Here is a 14,425-nt window from a genome sequence, read left to right on the forward strand (position 1 = left end):
TGGAGAGATTCACACGGAGGAGGACCCATCTCCATAAGCCACCGTCAGGGCTCGTCGCCCCCGGCCAGTGCACGCAACACCTGGGCCTGCTCGACATCGGTGCCCTCGGCCCGCATCCGGGCGGCCTCGGCGGCCGTGAACCCGGCCGCGCGCCAGGCCGCGACCTCGTCGATCGGCACCCCGGCCCGCCAGAAGCCGGTCATCAGGGAGATGGCGTCCTCGCCGGAGCCGAGCACCCGCCCGGCCTCGCGGGCGGACATGCCGAGCGCCTCGAAGACACGCGCCTGTCCCGGTTCGATGCCGCGTTTCGCCCAGTCCACCGCCGCGGTGCCGGACCAGCCCGCCTCGACGTACCCTCGCGCCCGGTCCGCCGGGATACCGGCGCGCAGCAACTCCCGCATGCTGCCGGAGCGTTCCTCGTCGGCGAACGCGTCACCGGGCCTGGCCGCGCGGTGCAGCAGCCGGTGGAGCAGGCCGCGCGGGCGGGGGCGTTCCCCGGCGAGGTGGCGGTCGGCCGCCTCCTCAGGCGAGTAGCCGTGCTCGCGCCACTGCACCGCGTCCCGTGGCGTCATCCCCGCGCGCAACCAGAGATCCACGGTGTACGGGGTGGCCCCGGCGGTCCGCCACTGCCGCGCGCCGCCGGCCGTGTACACGCCGGACCCGCGCCAGCGCTCGGCGTCGCCGACCTGGAAACCGCCGGCGATCCACTGCCGCGCTTCGGCGATGGTGAACCCGTGCTCCCGCCACTCGTGCAGCGGCTCGGGGCTCGGCTCGTCGGCGTGGTCGTTCGTCGTCATGACCCTCCTCTCGCCCGTGGGCGCTGCGGCACGTCCGCGGGGACGCGGGCCACGGAGGCCCAGCCGGGCGCGTGTCCACCGTCGCCGATCAGGCAGATGACGACGTGCGCCGATGGACGGTGCTCCGGCCACGGTGTCTCGCCGTCGGTCAGCACGATGACCAGGTCGGGCCGGGGCCGCAGCGCCGTCGCCGCCTCGACGCCGGCGCGCATGTCCGTGCCGCCGCCGCCGATCAGCTCGATGTCGCTCGCCCGGCGCACCACCTGGACCGGGTGCGGCCGCACGTCGCAGCAGAGCGCCCGCAACCGCCGGTTCGGGCCGGCGACCCCGTCGATGATGCCGGTCACCTCGGCGAGGAGCCGGCTCAGCACGTCGTCGGCCACGCTGCCGGAGGTGTCGATCACCACAACCGTGTCCGGCACGACACGGACCATGGACGGCGGCACGATCCCGTCGTACGCGCCCGCCCGGCGCGACGGGCGGCGGTAGCTGAAGTCGACCTGGCCGGCCACCGTGCTCACCCCGCGCCGGATCAGCGCGCCGAGCCGGGCCCGCCAGTTCACCGACGGCCGCGTCCGTTCCTCGGCCCAGCGCCGCCATCCGGAGGGAACCTCGCCGCGCGCGCTGATCCGGTCCTGGATGTCGGCCGCGACGGATCGCTCGAGCAGGTCCCGGTCGAGTTCGCCGAGCCCGTCGCCGGAGCCGCTGTCCTCGTAGGCGCGCGCCTGGCCGTCGACGGCGCTGCCGCAGTCGATCGCGTCGGACAGCGCCCCGCCGCCGCGGCCCATGGCGTCGGCGAGCACGTCGAGCATCGGTACGTACTCCTCGGCGGTGCGGTTGGCCGGCAGGCCGAGCGCCGCGGGTGACACGACGCCTTCCGGGTCACGGAGGTCCTCCGCCTCGAGGTCGTCGTTGATCTCGGCATCGGCGGCCTGGTTCCAGCGGTGCGCCTGCTCGCCGCGGACCGCGCCGGCAGCGTGGCTCACCTGCCGTCCGGGCTCCGGCCGCACAGGCGAGCGGGCCGCGTGGCCGCGCACCAGATGGCCCACCTGGTGCAGCATCCACCAGCCGATCTGCTCGATCGGGGTCGCCAGCGCGGTGCCCGGCTCCACGTGCAGATTCCAGCGGGTGTCGGCGGGGAACGCGCGGAAGTCCGGATCCGCCACCGGCCGGCCGGTGACCTCGTCCAGGGCCGGCTCCAGGATCACCGGGTTGAGGGCGAAGACCGCCGAGGCGAGGTACGGCGCCTGGTGCGCCGCCCACAGCCGGGCGGCGGCGATCCGGGCGCGCACCGCGTCCTCGTGGCCCGGGACGCCCGCGCCGTCGGTGGTCATCTCATGAGTCCCGCCGCGCGCAGGACCGGCGCGAGGTCGAGCATGGTCCTGGGCAGCGTCGCGCCCTCGGGCCGGCGCCGGGCCAGGGACCGTGCCGCCGTGGCCGCGACGTCCGGGGCGGTCCGCGCGACCCGCGCCACCACCGCCCAGGATCGCTCCCAGGTGTCGGCGGTGCCGTCCGCCCGGACGTGCGCCACCAGCGCGCCGAGCAGGGCGTGCAGCCGGTCGAGCCGCTCCGGCAGCCGGGCGTCCGGGTCGTCGAGCAGGGTCGCGGGGTCGGGCAGGTCCAGGTTGCGGCGCCAGGAGAGCAACTCGAAGCCGGCCGCCTCACCGACCGCGCCGAGCACCAGCTCGGCCAGGACCGGCTCGGCCACGCCCGCGTGGTCACACGCCGCGATCGCCCGGGCGGCCATCTCCCAGCTGCGCGGGCTGGGCCAGCCTCGGCCGGCCCGGTCGGGACTGTCCGGGACGTGCAGCACGAGCGCCGGGCGCACCCGCAGGAAGGCCCCGACCAGCGCCCGGGCGCGGGCGACCTCGGCGGGTCCCGCGGTGTCCTTCACGTCGAACTCGGGCACGGGGAAGCCGTCGGTGAAGCCCTCGGCGATGTCCTCGGCCGAGATCGTCCAGTTCAGGTGGATGAGACGGTTGGCCAGCGGCGCGGACAGGTCCCAGCCGTCGGCGGCCTGTTCCGGCGGGTTGGCGGCGGCCACGATCCGCACCTCGTCGGGCAGCACGAGGTCTCCCACGGTCCGCTCCAGCACCACCCGCAGCATCGCGGCCTGCACGGCCGGTGGCGCGGTGGTGAGCTCGTCGAGGAACAGCAGGCCGCCGCCCTCGGCGGCGAGCCGCTCGGCCCACCGCGGCGGCGCGAACCAGGTGCTGCCCTCACGCAGCACCGGCAGGCCGGAGAAGTCGCTCGGCTCACGGATCGAGCCGACGACCACCTCGACCAGCAGGCCGGCGGAGGCCCCGAGCGCGGCGACCGCGGAGGTCTTGCCGGTACCCGGCGCACCCCACAGGATGACCGGCAGATTGGCCGTCACCGCGACCGCGAGGGCCTCTCGTGTCACCGATGGCGCCGCCATGATCTCCTCCTTGTTGTCCGCCTGCCGTTTCCGGGCGGCATGCATCGGACGTCCAGCTGTCACAGCCGACGTCTGGCGTGGTTCGGTGGGCTACTCCTGGTTGCGGAACAGGCTCCGGCCGCCGTGCTTCTCGTGCACCGCCTGCTTGCCGATGCGGAGCGCAGCCGCGATCTCCGTCCAGGTCCGGCCCTGGGGCCGGGCCCGGCGGACCAGCGCGACGATCGGGTCGTCGACGCTCATCGCCTGTGCCGGCAGAGCTACGCGGTCGGGCTCCATGGCGTCATCCTAGGTTGACGATCCGCCGTTCGTCAACCAAAGATGACGACCGGCGCGATGGGCGGGCACAGGGGCCTGGTCTTCGGGTGGTCGCGGGCTGAGAGCTACGCGGGGTCGCGGCCGGCGGGGACGGTTCAGCTCATGCTGTGCCCGGGCCTCAACCGACGTCGATCTGCAGGAGGAATCGCCCGTCGTCTTCGGTGACGCGATCGTGGACGGTGATGATGCCGGGATGCTTCAGCCGCGCCGAGGCGCGGGCCTCGCGGTCCAGCCGCGCGATCCAGGTCTCCCGTTCGGCGGCGCTGAGGTGTCCGGGTAGCCGGACCGGAGCTCCTTGACGGCCACCTCCCGGCCCAGTTGCTCGTCGTGAGCCCGCCAGACCGCTCCCATGCCCCCCTGGCCCAGCAGGCTGATCAGCCGGTAACGGTCTGCCAGCATCCGCCCGGAATGGTCATTCACGGCAGGAATACAGCCGCACCGGCCGGTTCTCGTTGAAGATCCGGAGTTCGGGCACCGTCGATCGGGATGCGGCGGCTCCGGTGCGGGCCGCCGCGACGGGATTCCGGCGGCCGGGGGGCGGCGGTCATTCGATGCAGCGGGTCAGCTGCTCGACCGTCTTGGTGATCTGGTAATTCCTGTCGATGGTGACGATCGCGTTGCCGGGGCCCCAGTCGATGTTCTCGCAGGTGTCGGCCGAGCTGACCGGGCCGAAGTCCCACGCGCCGTGGACGATCTTGTTGCCGGAGATCTTCCATTTCGGGCCGGAGCGCCACTCGAGGAAGAGGGTGTAGTTGCCGCCGGCCAGGAGGTTGTCGGTCACCGTCACGTCGCTGAGGTTCTTGTCGACCAGGTTGATCGGGTCGGAGTGCTCCGGCGCCTGCCGCTGGTCGACCGTGTTGTGGTCGAAGACGAGGCCGCTGCAGACGATGCTGCCCGGGCAGTATGCCTGGATGCCGTCGGAGTGGCTGGTGGGCGGCCCGCACAGGTGCACGTACGAGTCCCGTACGGTGACGTTCCTGCCGGACATGCGGAAGCCGTCGTCGAAGCCGCGGATGTGGACGCGTTCGGCGGTGAAGTTCTTCTCGCCGATGGCGGGATAGATCCGGCATCCGGTGGGCGGGCCCACGGTGGAGTCGGTGATGGTGAAGGAGCCGCCGGTCTCCCAGTTGGTGATCAGGCCGTCGATCCGGCTGTTCCTGATGACCACGTCGTCGGCGGCCACGATCAGGTCACCGGTGATGTGCAGGCCGTCGATCACCTGGCCGGGCTTGGTGACGGTGACGTTGCCCTTGGTGGCGGACAGGCGTGCCCCGGCGGGTGCTCCGGTGCAGTCGGGGGTGGGGTAGGACGGCAGGTCGCAGCCCGGGCGTCCGGGGGTCGACGGGGTGGGCGTGGTGGTGGCCGGCGGGTCCGAGGGCGAGACCGTGGGCGTCGGGGTGACCGACCGCGACGGGGACGGCGTCACCGTCGTCGTCGGTGTCATCGTCGGCGTCATCGTCGGCGTCACCGATCGCGTGGGAATGACGGAGGGCGTCGGTGAAGATGCGGTGCTCGGCGTGGGAGTGGACGTTCCCGGCCTGAAAACGACGTCCACGAGATAGTTGTGGCCCGCGCTGGTTCGCCGGGGAAACGCGCTCGCGTCGTAGGTGTAGACGCCATTGCGCCGCGACACTCGCAACGAATCCGTCCCCGGCGAATAGCGCTGGAAATAATGCCGCACAAGGCCGAAAACCCCGTCTGGCACGTGATAGGAGACGATGTACGGCCTGTTCGCGCTCACGGCTACCGGCCGGGGAAGGCGTACTTCCTGCCAGCCAGAGGCGGTCTCGGCGGCGAACGGCACGTGCGCCAGGCGGTTGCCGTTCCCGTCCCACAGGCTCGCGGTGTGGGTGCCCGCGGCGCGGCGGTGCCTGTGGAAGCGGATGGCCGTCACGGTGCCGGGGCGGGTCGCGGTGAAGCGCATGCCCAGCTCGACCGGGCGCCCGGCACGGGCCAGGCGGGCGGGCAGGACACTGGTCGGGGACCAGACACTCTCGTCCGCCGCCTTGACCGTGGCTCCCGGCTGACCGGGGAACGCCGACGCCGGAGCGGCGATCACCGCGGCCGAGGCGAGCATCACGGCCGCGATGGCCGTGAGCACCGAACGTCGGAGCGGGAGGCGCCGGCTCTTCGCCGCGTCTTCCGGCTCGCTTTTCGCCGCGTACCGACCGGCGTGATGCAATCCGTTCACGAGACCGCCTCCACGACAAGGCATAGCAAGTCATCTCAGACTGATCTTTAACCCCGAAAATCCCCCGCCAAAAGAACCGCGCCTCATAGTGCCACTATTTCCCCTCACTTCGCGCCAATTCGTTACAAATCCATTCAACTGAGGAAAATGGGGTATCAATAAATGCCATAGCACCCAGTGGTATCAAGCCAGCCCGCAACCCCCGGCCGGAGCCCCATTGCGCCCGCCCCACTCCTTGATCATTATCTGAGGCATGACACCACCAGACTGGGTGAACTGGCATGACGACTACGACCGGCCGGACTCCCACCTCGGCCGACGCCTGGCCGTCGTCCAGGAGGCCGTCCGGTCCGCCCTTGACTCAGGCGCCGAAAAGGTCGTCAGCCTCTGCGCCGGCCAGGGCCGCGACCTCCTGCCCGTCCTCGCCACCCACCCCGGCCGCGACCGGGTGCGCGCCAGGCTCGTGGAGCTCGACCCGCACAACGCCGCCCTGGCCGAGCGGCAGGCCCCCGCCGGAGTCGAAGTGGTCTGCGGCGACGCGGCCATGACCGACGCGTACGCGGGCGCCGTCCCGGCCGACCTGGTGATCGCCTGCGGCATCTTCGGCAACATCACCGAAGCCGACATCCGCCGGACCGTCGACATCCTGCCCCAGCTCTGCGCGCCCCAGGCGACGGTCATCTGGACCAGGCACACCCGCCCACCCGACCTGGTGCCGACCGTCTGCGACTGGTTCGAGCAGCGGGGCTTCACCAGGATCAGCCTGGTGACCGCCGGCTTCGGCGTGGGCGTGCACCGCTACACCGGCCCGCCCGCTCCCCTACGACGGGGCGAGCGCATGTTCACCTTCGTTCAGGAGGAGACCCCCCGGTAGAGCCCCTTGGCCAGGCTGGTGATCCGGCTCACCGAGCCGCTCCAGGTGCTGCCCGCGGGGTGCGCGGTCAGCAGGGCCATGACGAACCGCTCGTCCTTGCCCACCAGCCCCGTCGAGTAGAGGACGGGCCGCCCGAGGTCGGGCACGCCCGAGCCGGCGGCCCGCAGGGCGATCGTGGAGATGGACGCGCCCGGGGCGGCGGCGTCGCACCTCACCGGCGGCACGGTGCCGAACCCGGACCAGCCCTGCTTGACCGCCCACGGCCTGGGCACGGCGCGGGGGATGCCGAAGGTCTGGTCGAAGCCGTCGCTGCCGCACGGGGTGGCCTTGCGCAGGTGGCCGAGGATGGTGTCCCTGACGCGCGGGTGCGCGCTGTCGAGCAGGTAGCGGTAGGTGCGGACGATGTCGTAGGCGCTCAGCGACGCGTAGCCCCAGAAGCCGGGGTGGGTGGCGGGCGGCGGCGCGGTGTCGGACAGGCGCAGCTTGCGCGCCATCCTGGTCACGATCCTGCCCTTGCCGCCCCGGTTCCAGAAAGCGGTGGCGGCGTCGTCGTCGCTCTCCCGCAGCATGACCCTGATCAGGCGGGCGTCGGCGGCGGAGACCGAGGCGCGTCCGTCCAGGAAGTCGATCGCGATCAGGATCTTGATCACCGAGGCGGAGCGGAACGCGCGGTGCGCGTGCCTCGTCGCCACGAGTTTGCCGGCCTTGCGGTCGTAGAGCAGCCATGAGGCGGTGGTGCCGGCGGGCACCTTGGGCGGCTTGGCCGTACGGGATGGGGACGGCGCCGGCGCGGACGAGCCGGGCGCGGCCGGCGTCGCCGACGCCGGTCCCGCAGAGGGGCCCGCGACGCAGCCTGCCGCGAGAGGGACGGCCGCCGCTACGGCGGCCCACGGCTTCATTCGCATCGGACATACCTATCAGAGTCTTGACGACCCACAGAAACGGGACTAAACACAGAGGAAACCAAATGGAAACGGCGGTGAACCAACATCATGTACGCCGAGGAGCGGCAGCAGGAGATCCTGCGCAGGGCGCGTGCGGCGGGCCGCGTCGACGTGGTTTCGCTGGCGGCCGAGCTCGACGTGACCACGGAGACCATCCGCCGTGACCTCACCGCGCTGGAGCGGGCGGGCGTGCTGCGCAGGGTGCACGGGGGCGCCATCCCGGTGGAGAGGCTCGGCTTCGAGCCCGCGCTGGCCACCCGCGACGAGGTGATGACCGCCGAGAAGGAGCGCATCGCCAAGGCGGCGCTCGCGGAGCTGCCCGAGGACGGGTCCGTGATCATCGACGCGGGCACCACCACGGGCCGCCTGGTGGGCGTGCTGCCCGCCGACCGGGAGCTCACCGTGGTGGTGAACTCGCCGCCGCTGGCCACCGTGCTGGCCTCGCGCGCCAATCTGAACGTCATCATGCTGGGTGGCCGGGTGCGCGGCCGGACCCTGGCCACGGTGGACGACTGGGCGTTGCAGCCGCTGGCGCAGCTGCACGTGGACGTGGCGTTCATGGCGACCAACGGCTGCTCGGTGGAGAAGGGCCTGACCACGCCCGACCCCGCGGAGGCTGCGATCAAGCGGGCGATGGTGCGCGCCGCCCAGCGCAGCGTGCTGCTCGCCGACCACACCAAGTTCACCAACACCTACCTGGCCCAGTTCGCGGCGCTGGGCGAGATCGACGTCGTGATCACCGACACGGGGCTGGACCTCGCGCTCGCGGCCGAGCTGTCGGCCGCCGGGCCGGAAGTGGTGCGGGCGTGATCCTCACCCTGACGCTCAACCCGAGCCTGGACCGCACGATCGAGATCGCCTCGCTGGCCAGGGGCGCCGTGATCCGGGCCGCCGCCGCCCGGCTGGACCCCGGCGGCAAGGGCGTGAACGTCTCGCGCGCCCTGCTGGCCAACTCGGTCGCCTCGCGGGCGGTGGTGCCGTTCGGCGGCGACGAGGGCAGGCAGCTCGTGTACCTGCTCCGGCAGGAGGGCCTGGACATGGCGACCGTCCCGGTGGCGGGCCGGACCAGGTCCAACGTCACGCTGGCCGAGCCCGACGGCACTGTCACGAAGATCAACGAGCCGGGCACCGCGCTGTCGCCCGGCGAGCTCGACACCATCGCCGACGCCGTGCTGGCCGAGGCCCACGAGGCCGACTGGGTGGTGGCCTCGGGCAGCCTGCCGCCGGAGGTGCCCGCCGACGTCTACGCCGGACTCTGCCGCCGGTTCGCCGGGGCGGGCATCCACGTGGCGGTCGACACCAGCGGCCCGGCCCTGGCCCGCTCGCTCGGCGCCGGCCCCGCCCTGGTCAAGCCGAACCTGGACGAGCTGTCCGGCGCCACCGGCATGCCGATCCTGTGCGTGGGCGACGTGGTGGAGGCCGCGGCCAAGCTGCGCGCCGCCGGCGCGCGCACCGTGCTGGCCAGCCTCGGCGCCGACGGCGCCGTCCTGGTCGAGGACCAGGGCATCTGGTACGGCGAGGCCACGGTCACCGAGCCGCGCAGCTCGGTCGGCGCGGGGGACGCCATGCTCGCCGGGTTCCTGGCCGGTGGCGCCGGCGGCGAGACGGCCCTGGTGGAGGCCCTCGCCTGGGGCGCCGCGGCGGTCCGCCTGCCCGGCAGCCGGATGCCGGGGCCGGGCGACATCCGGCGCGACGGCGTGCGCGTCGGCAGGCCCGACCCCGCCCGGCCGCTCACCTCGGCCAGCTGGCCGGAACCTCCCGTCCCGGATCCCGTCGCCCCGGGTCCAGGCCCGGATCCAGGCCCGGAACCAGGCCCGCGTCCCATGGGCGCGGGTCCCGCCGGGCCGGCGGGGGCGGGCCCCCACGAGCCGGGCCACCATCCGCCACCCGCGTCCCGCTGACCCCCGGCTGACCCCCGCCTGACCCCCGGCCCCCCACTACAGGAGCCTGCTCACCCCCCGAAATGGAGCACGACCAATGGCCGACACCTACACTCCCCCGGTCCACGGGACCGGCATCAAGGCCACGATCCAGCGGATCGGCGGCTATCTGGCCGGCATGATCATGCCGAACATCGGTGCGTTCATCGCCTGGGGCCTGATCACCGCGCTGTTCATCCCCACCGGCTGGCTGCCGAACGAGACGCTGGCCGCGATGGTGGGCCCGATCATCTCGACCCTGCTGCCCATCCTCATCGCCTACACGGGCGGCCGGATGGTGCACGGTCAGCGCGGGGCCGTGGTGGGCGCCGTCGCCGCCATGGGCGTCGTGGTGGGGGCCGACATCCCGATGTTCCTCGGCGCCATGATCATCGGCCCGCTCGCCGCTCTGGTCATGAAATATGTGGACAGGTTCACGGAGGATCGGACCAAGTCCGGGTTCGAGATGCTGGTGGACAACTTCACCGCGGGCATCGTCGGCGGCGCGATGGCGATCGCGGGCATGCTGGCCATCGGCCCGATCGTCCGCGTGATCACCACGGGGGCCAGTGGCGCGGTCCAGTGGCTGATCGACAACGGCCTGCTGCCCATCGCCTCCGTGCTGATCGAGCCGGCCAAGGTGCTGTTCCTGAACAACGCCATCAACCACGGCGTGTTCGGCCCGATCGGGGTGACCGAGGCGGCGGCTACGGGTAAGTCGATCATGTTCATGCTGGAGTCGAACCCCGGCCCCGGCCTCGGGCTGCTCCTGGCCTACCTGCTCTTCGGCCCGCGCGCGCTGCGCCCCAGCACCCCCGCTGCGATGATCATTCACTTCTTCGGCGGCATCCACGAGATGTACTTCCCGTACGTGCTGATGAAGCCGCGCCTCATCCTGGCCGTCATCGCGGGCGGTGCGGCCGGCGTGTTCACGTTCATGGTCACGGGCTCGGGACTGGTCGCGACGCCGTCGCCGGGCAGCATCTTCGCCTACGCCGCGGTGACGCCGAGAGGCGGCTGGTTCGGCGTGATCGCCGGGATCGTCATCGCCACGGTCGTGTCCTTCGCCGTCGCGGCGATCCTGATGGGCTTCGGCAGGGGCGAGAAGGAGGAGGTCCCGGCCGACGACCCGGCCTCCGGCACCGCACCGGAGCCGGCCGCGGACGCCGAGCACCCCGAGACCACCCGTCCCGAGACCACCCGTCCCGAGACCACCCGTCCCGAGACCACCCGTCCCGAGACAGCCGAGCCGGCACGCGCCGAGGACGCGCCCGGGGAACCGCACGAGTCCCAGCCCCGCACCGTCGCCAAGGAGGCGTGAACCATGGCCAGCATCGACAGCAAGGACATTCACAAGATCATCGTTGCCTGCGACGCGGGGATGGGCAGCAGCGTGATGCTCGCCACCCAGCTCCGCAAGCAGCTCAAGTCGACCGGCGTCACCGTCGAGCACACCCCGGTCAACGACATCCCCGCCGACGCCGACGTGGTGCTCTGCCACGCCGGGCTCGCCGCCAGGGCCAGAGCCTCGGCGCCGGGCAAGGTGCTGGTGCCGTTCCAGATCTTCCTGGGCGACCCGGCGGTGACCAAGCTGATCGCCACGATCAAGAACGGCGGCACCGTAGATGCGTGACGACCTGCTCGACCCGCGCGCCGTGCTGCTGCACGAGAGCGCGGGCAGCCGGGACGAGGCGATCCGGCGATGCGGGCGCGCCCTGCTCGACGTGGGCGCGGTGGCGGAACCGTACGTCGAGGCGATGCTGGAACGCGAGCGTACGATCTCCACCTATGTCGGCGAGGAGGTCGCCATCCCGCACGGCACCGCGGCCTCGAAGGAGGACGTCAAGCGCGACGCGATCTGCGTGGTGCGCTTCCCCGGCGGCGTGGACTGGGACGGCGAGCGGGTCACGCTCTGCGTGGGCATCGCGGCCAGGAACGACGGGCACGTGCCGCTGCTGGCCGCGCTCGCGGAGATCCTGCTCGACCCCGACCGGGCCAGGACGCTGCGCGAGGCCACGGAGATCCGTCAAGTGGTCAAGGAGCTGACATCGTGAAGGTCGCCAGATTCCACGCGCCGGGCGACATCCGGGTGGAGGACGCGCCCGAGCCCGTCGCCGGTCCCGGCGAGCTGAAGATCCGGGTGCGCAACTGCTCGACCTGCGGCACCGACGCGAAGATCTTCAGGTTCGGCCACCATCACATCCGGCCGCCCCGGGTGATGGGCCACGAGATCGCCGGCGAGGTGACCGGCACCGGCGAGCGGGTGCAGGTGATCGCGGCGATCCCGTGCGGGAGGTGTGCGGAGTGCGCCCGGGGACGGCTGACCGTCTGCCCCGACCAGGAGTCGATGGGCTACCACTACGACGGCGGCTTCGCCGAGTACATGATCGTCCCGGCCAAGGTCCTGGCCGTGAACGGGGTCAACACGATCCCGGGCGGGGTGGGCTTCGCCGAGGCGTCGCTGGCCGAGCCGCTCGCGTGCGTGCTCAACGGGCAGGCGCTGGCCCGGGTGGGCACCGGTGACGACGTGGTGGTGATGGGCGCGGGCCCGATCGGCTGCCTGCACGTCCGCCTGGCTCGGGCGCGCGGCGCGGCCCGCGTGTTCCTGGTGGACGTGAACGCCGAACGGCTGGCGATGGCGGCCGAGCTGGTGCGCCCGGACGCCGCGATCGACGCCGACCCGGTGGACCAGGTGCTCAAGCTGACCGGCGGGCGCGGCGCGGACGTGGTCATCACGGCCGCGGCGGCGGGCGCGGCGCAGGAGCAGGCGGTGCTCATGGCGGCCAGGCAGGCCCGCGTCAGTTTCTTCGGCGGCCTGCCCAAGGACGACCCGTTCATCCGGCTGGACTCCAACCTGGTGCACTACCGGGAGCTGACCGTCGTCGGCGCGAACGGCTCCAGCCCCGCGCACAACGCCGAGGCGCTCCGGCTCATCGCGGAGGGCGCCGTGCCGGTCGCCGACCTGATCACCCACCGGCTGCCGCTGTCCCAGGTGCTCGACGGGATCGATCTCGTCAGCCGGGGCGCGGCCATCAAGGTCACGATCGAACCCTGAGGAGGTTTGCGATGCCAGCAAGGACGGTGGCCGTCGCGTCGGCCAGCGGGCTGCACGCCCGCCCTGCCAAGCTCTTCGTCCAGGAGGCGGCGCGGCTGGGGGTGCCGGTGCGGATCCGGGTGGGCGAGAAGTCGGCGCCCGCCAACAGCATGCTGGGCGTGCTGTCTCTGGGCGCGGTCAAGGGGACCGAGGTGACCCTGGAGTCGGACGCGCCCGGCGCGGAGGAGGCGCTGGAGGCCCTGGCGACCCTCCTGGCCCGTGACCTGGACGCGGAAGAGGCCCTCGATGGCTGACCCGGCTCCCGGCACCGCGGCCCCGGGTTTCACCGGTCTGGGCGTCAGCCCGGGCCGGGCCGCCGGCCCGGTGATGACGATGGCCGGGCCGCCGGTGCTGCCCGAGCCACGGCCCGTGCTCGACGCCGAGGCGGAGACCGCGGTGGTGGGCAAGGCGCTGGAGACGGTGGCCGCGGATCTGCGGCGCCGCTCCGCCACGGCGCGGAAGCGCACGTCCGGCGACGGCGGCGCGGCCGAGATCCTCGACGCGCTGGCCATGATGGCCGACGACCCGATGCTGCGCGAGGAGGCCGAGCAGGGGGTGCGGGACGGCCTGGACGCCGCGCACGCCCTGGATTCTGCCTTCACCAGGCACCGGGAGGCGCTCGCGGCGCTCGGCGGCTACCTGGGCGAGCGGGCCGCCGACCTGGACGACCTCAAGCACCGGGCGGTGGCCGGCGCGCTGGGCGTGCCGATGCCCGGCCTGCCCGCGCCGGGACACCCGTACGTGCTGCTGGCCGAGGACCTGTCACCCGCCGACACGGCCGGGCTGGGCGCGGACGTGCTCGCGCTGGTGACGGAGAGGGGCGGCCCGACCAGCCACACGGCGATCCTGGCCCGTGGCCGCGGCCTGCCCGCGGTGGTCGCGTGCGCGGGCATCACGGGGCTGGCGGACGGGACGTACATCTCGGTCGACGGCACGAGCGGCGAGATCGGCGTGGACGTCACCGAGGAGGAGGCGGCGCGCATCCGCGAGCGGGACCGCGAGGAGCGGGCCAGGCTGGCGGCGACCAGCGGTCCCGGCAGGACCGCCGACGGGTATCCGGTCAAGCTGCTGCTCAACATCGGCTCGGCCGCCGACCTGCGGCCCGGCGGGGAGGGCGTGGGACTGTTCCGGACGGAGTTCCTGTTCCTGGACCGCAAGCAGGCGCCGTCGTTCGCCGAGCAGGTCACGGCCTACGCGGAGGTGTTCGGCCAGGCGGCACACGTCGTGGTGCGCACCCTGGACGCGGGCACGGACAAGCCGCTGCCGTTTCTCGGGCTCGCGCCGGAGCACAATCCGGCGCTGGGCATCCGGGGCCTGCGGGTGGACCGTGTGCTGCCGGGCGTGCTGGACACCCAGCTGGACGCGATCGCCGAGGCGGCCCGCCAGACGGGCGCCGAGGCGTGGGTGATGGCCCCGATGGTCACCACCCCCGCCGAGGCCGCCGGCTTCGCCGAGCGGGCCCGCGCCCGGGGAGTCCACCGGGTGGGCGTGATGATCGAGGTCCCGGCGGCCGCCCTGCAGGCGGACCGCATCCTGGAGTACGTGGACTTCCTCAGCATCGGCACCAACGACCTCAGCCAGTACACCTTCGCCGCCGACAGGCAGCACGCCGCCCTCGCCGACCTGCTCGACCCGGCGCAGCCCGCCCTGCTGCGGCTCGTCGGCGCCTGCGCGGAGGCGGGCCGGGCGGCCGGCAAGCCGGTCGGGGTGTGCGGGGAGGCGGCGGGTGATCCGGTGCTCGCGCCGGTGCTGGCCGGGCTCGGCGTGACGAGCCTGTCGATGGCCCCGGTGTGCGTCCCCGCCGTCCGCGACGCCCTGTCCCGGCACACCCTTGAGGAGTGCCGGGAGCGGGCGCGCGCGGCCACCGCCTGA

16 protein-coding genes are annotated in these 14,425 nt (G+C 73.0%); 9 read left to right on the plus strand and 7 right to left on the minus strand.

What is annotated here, in order from left to right; translation table 11 throughout:
- Positions 1-44 precede the first annotated feature (44 nt).
- From V5E28_RS46475 to V5E28_RS46500, 6 genes are all read right to left on the minus strand, one after another.
- The gene (locus V5E28_RS46475) at positions 45-797 is read right to left on the minus strand and encodes a hypothetical protein (RefSeq protein ID WP_336216720.1); all 753 of its coding nucleotides are present in this window, start codon (positions 795-797) and stop codon (positions 45-47) included.
- Positions 794-2,131: a vWA domain-containing protein gene (locus V5E28_RS46480; protein WP_336216721.1), complete on the minus strand. Its 1,338-nt coding sequence runs from the start codon at positions 2,129-2,131 to the stop codon at positions 794-796. Before V5E28_RS46480 ends, V5E28_RS46475 begins: the two co-directional genes overlap by 4 nt.
- Positions 2,128-3,216 carry an AAA family ATPase gene (locus tag V5E28_RS46485; protein WP_336216722.1) on the minus strand — a complete coding sequence of 363 codons (1,089 nt, stop codon included), beginning with the start codon at positions 3,214-3,216 and terminating at the stop codon, positions 2,128-2,130. The genes V5E28_RS46480 and V5E28_RS46485 overlap by 4 nt, the downstream gene beginning before the upstream one ends.
- Before the next feature lie 90 nt (positions 3,217-3,306).
- On the minus strand, positions 3,307-3,492 hold the full coding sequence (locus V5E28_RS46490; RefSeq protein ID WP_336216723.1) for a hypothetical protein: 186 nt from the start codon (positions 3,490-3,492) through the stop codon (positions 3,307-3,309).
- A gap of 237 nt (positions 3,493-3,729) precedes the next feature.
- Complete coding sequence (locus V5E28_RS46495) at positions 3,730-3,951, minus strand: hypothetical protein (protein ID WP_336216724.1); 222 nt, start codon at positions 3,949-3,951, stop codon at positions 3,730-3,732.
- Positions 3,952-4,075: 124 nt separating this feature from the next.
- Entirely contained in the window at positions 4,076-5,722 is a 1,647-nt protein-coding gene (locus V5E28_RS46500) for a DUF4082 domain-containing protein (protein ID WP_336216725.1), read from the minus strand.
- A 253-nt stretch (positions 5,723-5,975) separates the two neighbouring features.
- On the opposite strand from V5E28_RS46500, the gene V5E28_RS46505 reads away from it, so the two are divergent.
- Complete coding sequence (locus V5E28_RS46505; protein WP_336216726.1) at positions 5,976-6,596, plus strand: SAM-dependent methyltransferase; 621 nt, start codon at positions 5,976-5,978, stop codon at positions 6,594-6,596.
- On the opposite strand, the gene V5E28_RS46510 is transcribed toward V5E28_RS46505, so the two are convergent.
- On the minus strand, positions 6,575-7,501 hold the full coding sequence (locus V5E28_RS46510; protein WP_336216727.1) for a hypothetical protein: 927 nt from the start codon (positions 7,499-7,501) through the stop codon (positions 6,575-6,577). The two genes, V5E28_RS46505 and V5E28_RS46510, sit on opposite strands and share 22 nt — an antisense overlap.
- 87 nt (positions 7,502-7,588) lie before the next feature.
- Between V5E28_RS46510 and V5E28_RS46515 the strand changes: the two genes are divergently transcribed.
- From V5E28_RS46515 to ptsP, 8 genes are all read left to right on the plus strand, one after another.
- Complete coding sequence (locus V5E28_RS46515; protein ID WP_336216728.1) at positions 7,589-8,350, plus strand: DeoR/GlpR family DNA-binding transcription regulator; 762 nt, start codon at positions 7,589-7,591, stop codon at positions 8,348-8,350.
- Positions 8,347-9,441 carry a 1-phosphofructokinase gene (gene pfkB / locus V5E28_RS46520; protein ID WP_336216729.1) on the plus strand — a complete coding sequence of 365 codons (1,095 nt, stop codon included), beginning with the start codon at positions 8,347-8,349 and terminating at the stop codon, positions 9,439-9,441. Before V5E28_RS46515 ends, pfkB begins: the two co-directional genes overlap by 4 nt.
- A 76-nt stretch (positions 9,442-9,517) precedes the next feature.
- A complete protein-coding gene (locus V5E28_RS46525; RefSeq protein WP_336216730.1) occupies positions 9,518-10,780 on the plus strand; it encodes a PTS mannitol transporter subunit IICB in 1,263 nt (420 codons plus the stop codon).
- 3 nt (positions 10,781-10,783) lie between these two features.
- Positions 10,784-11,092, plus strand: coding sequence for a PTS lactose transporter subunit IIB (locus V5E28_RS46530; RefSeq protein ID WP_336216731.1), 309 nt, complete (start codon positions 10,784-10,786; stop codon positions 11,090-11,092).
- Complete coding sequence (locus tag V5E28_RS46535; protein ID WP_336216732.1) at positions 11,085-11,513, plus strand: PTS sugar transporter subunit IIA; 429 nt, start codon at positions 11,085-11,087, stop codon at positions 11,511-11,513. The genes V5E28_RS46530 and V5E28_RS46535 overlap by 8 nt, the downstream gene beginning before the upstream one ends.
- On the plus strand, positions 11,510-12,514 hold the full coding sequence (locus V5E28_RS46540; RefSeq protein ID WP_336216733.1) for a zinc-binding dehydrogenase: 1,005 nt from the start codon (positions 11,510-11,512) through the stop codon (positions 12,512-12,514). The genes V5E28_RS46535 and V5E28_RS46540 overlap by 4 nt, the downstream gene beginning before the upstream one ends.
- Before the next feature lie 11 nt (positions 12,515-12,525).
- Positions 12,526-12,807, plus strand: coding sequence for an HPr family phosphocarrier protein (locus tag V5E28_RS46545; RefSeq protein ID WP_336216734.1), 282 nt, complete (start codon positions 12,526-12,528; stop codon positions 12,805-12,807).
- On the plus strand, positions 12,800-14,425 hold the full coding sequence (ptsP, locus tag V5E28_RS46550; RefSeq protein WP_336216735.1) for a phosphoenolpyruvate--protein phosphotransferase: 1,626 nt from the start codon (positions 12,800-12,802) through the stop codon (positions 14,423-14,425). The genes V5E28_RS46545 and ptsP overlap by 8 nt, the downstream gene beginning before the upstream one ends.

Source organism: Nonomuraea sp. LPB2021202275-12-8 (assembly GCF_037044575.1).
GTDB lineage: Bacteria > Actinomycetota > Actinomycetes > Streptosporangiales > Streptosporangiaceae > Nonomuraea.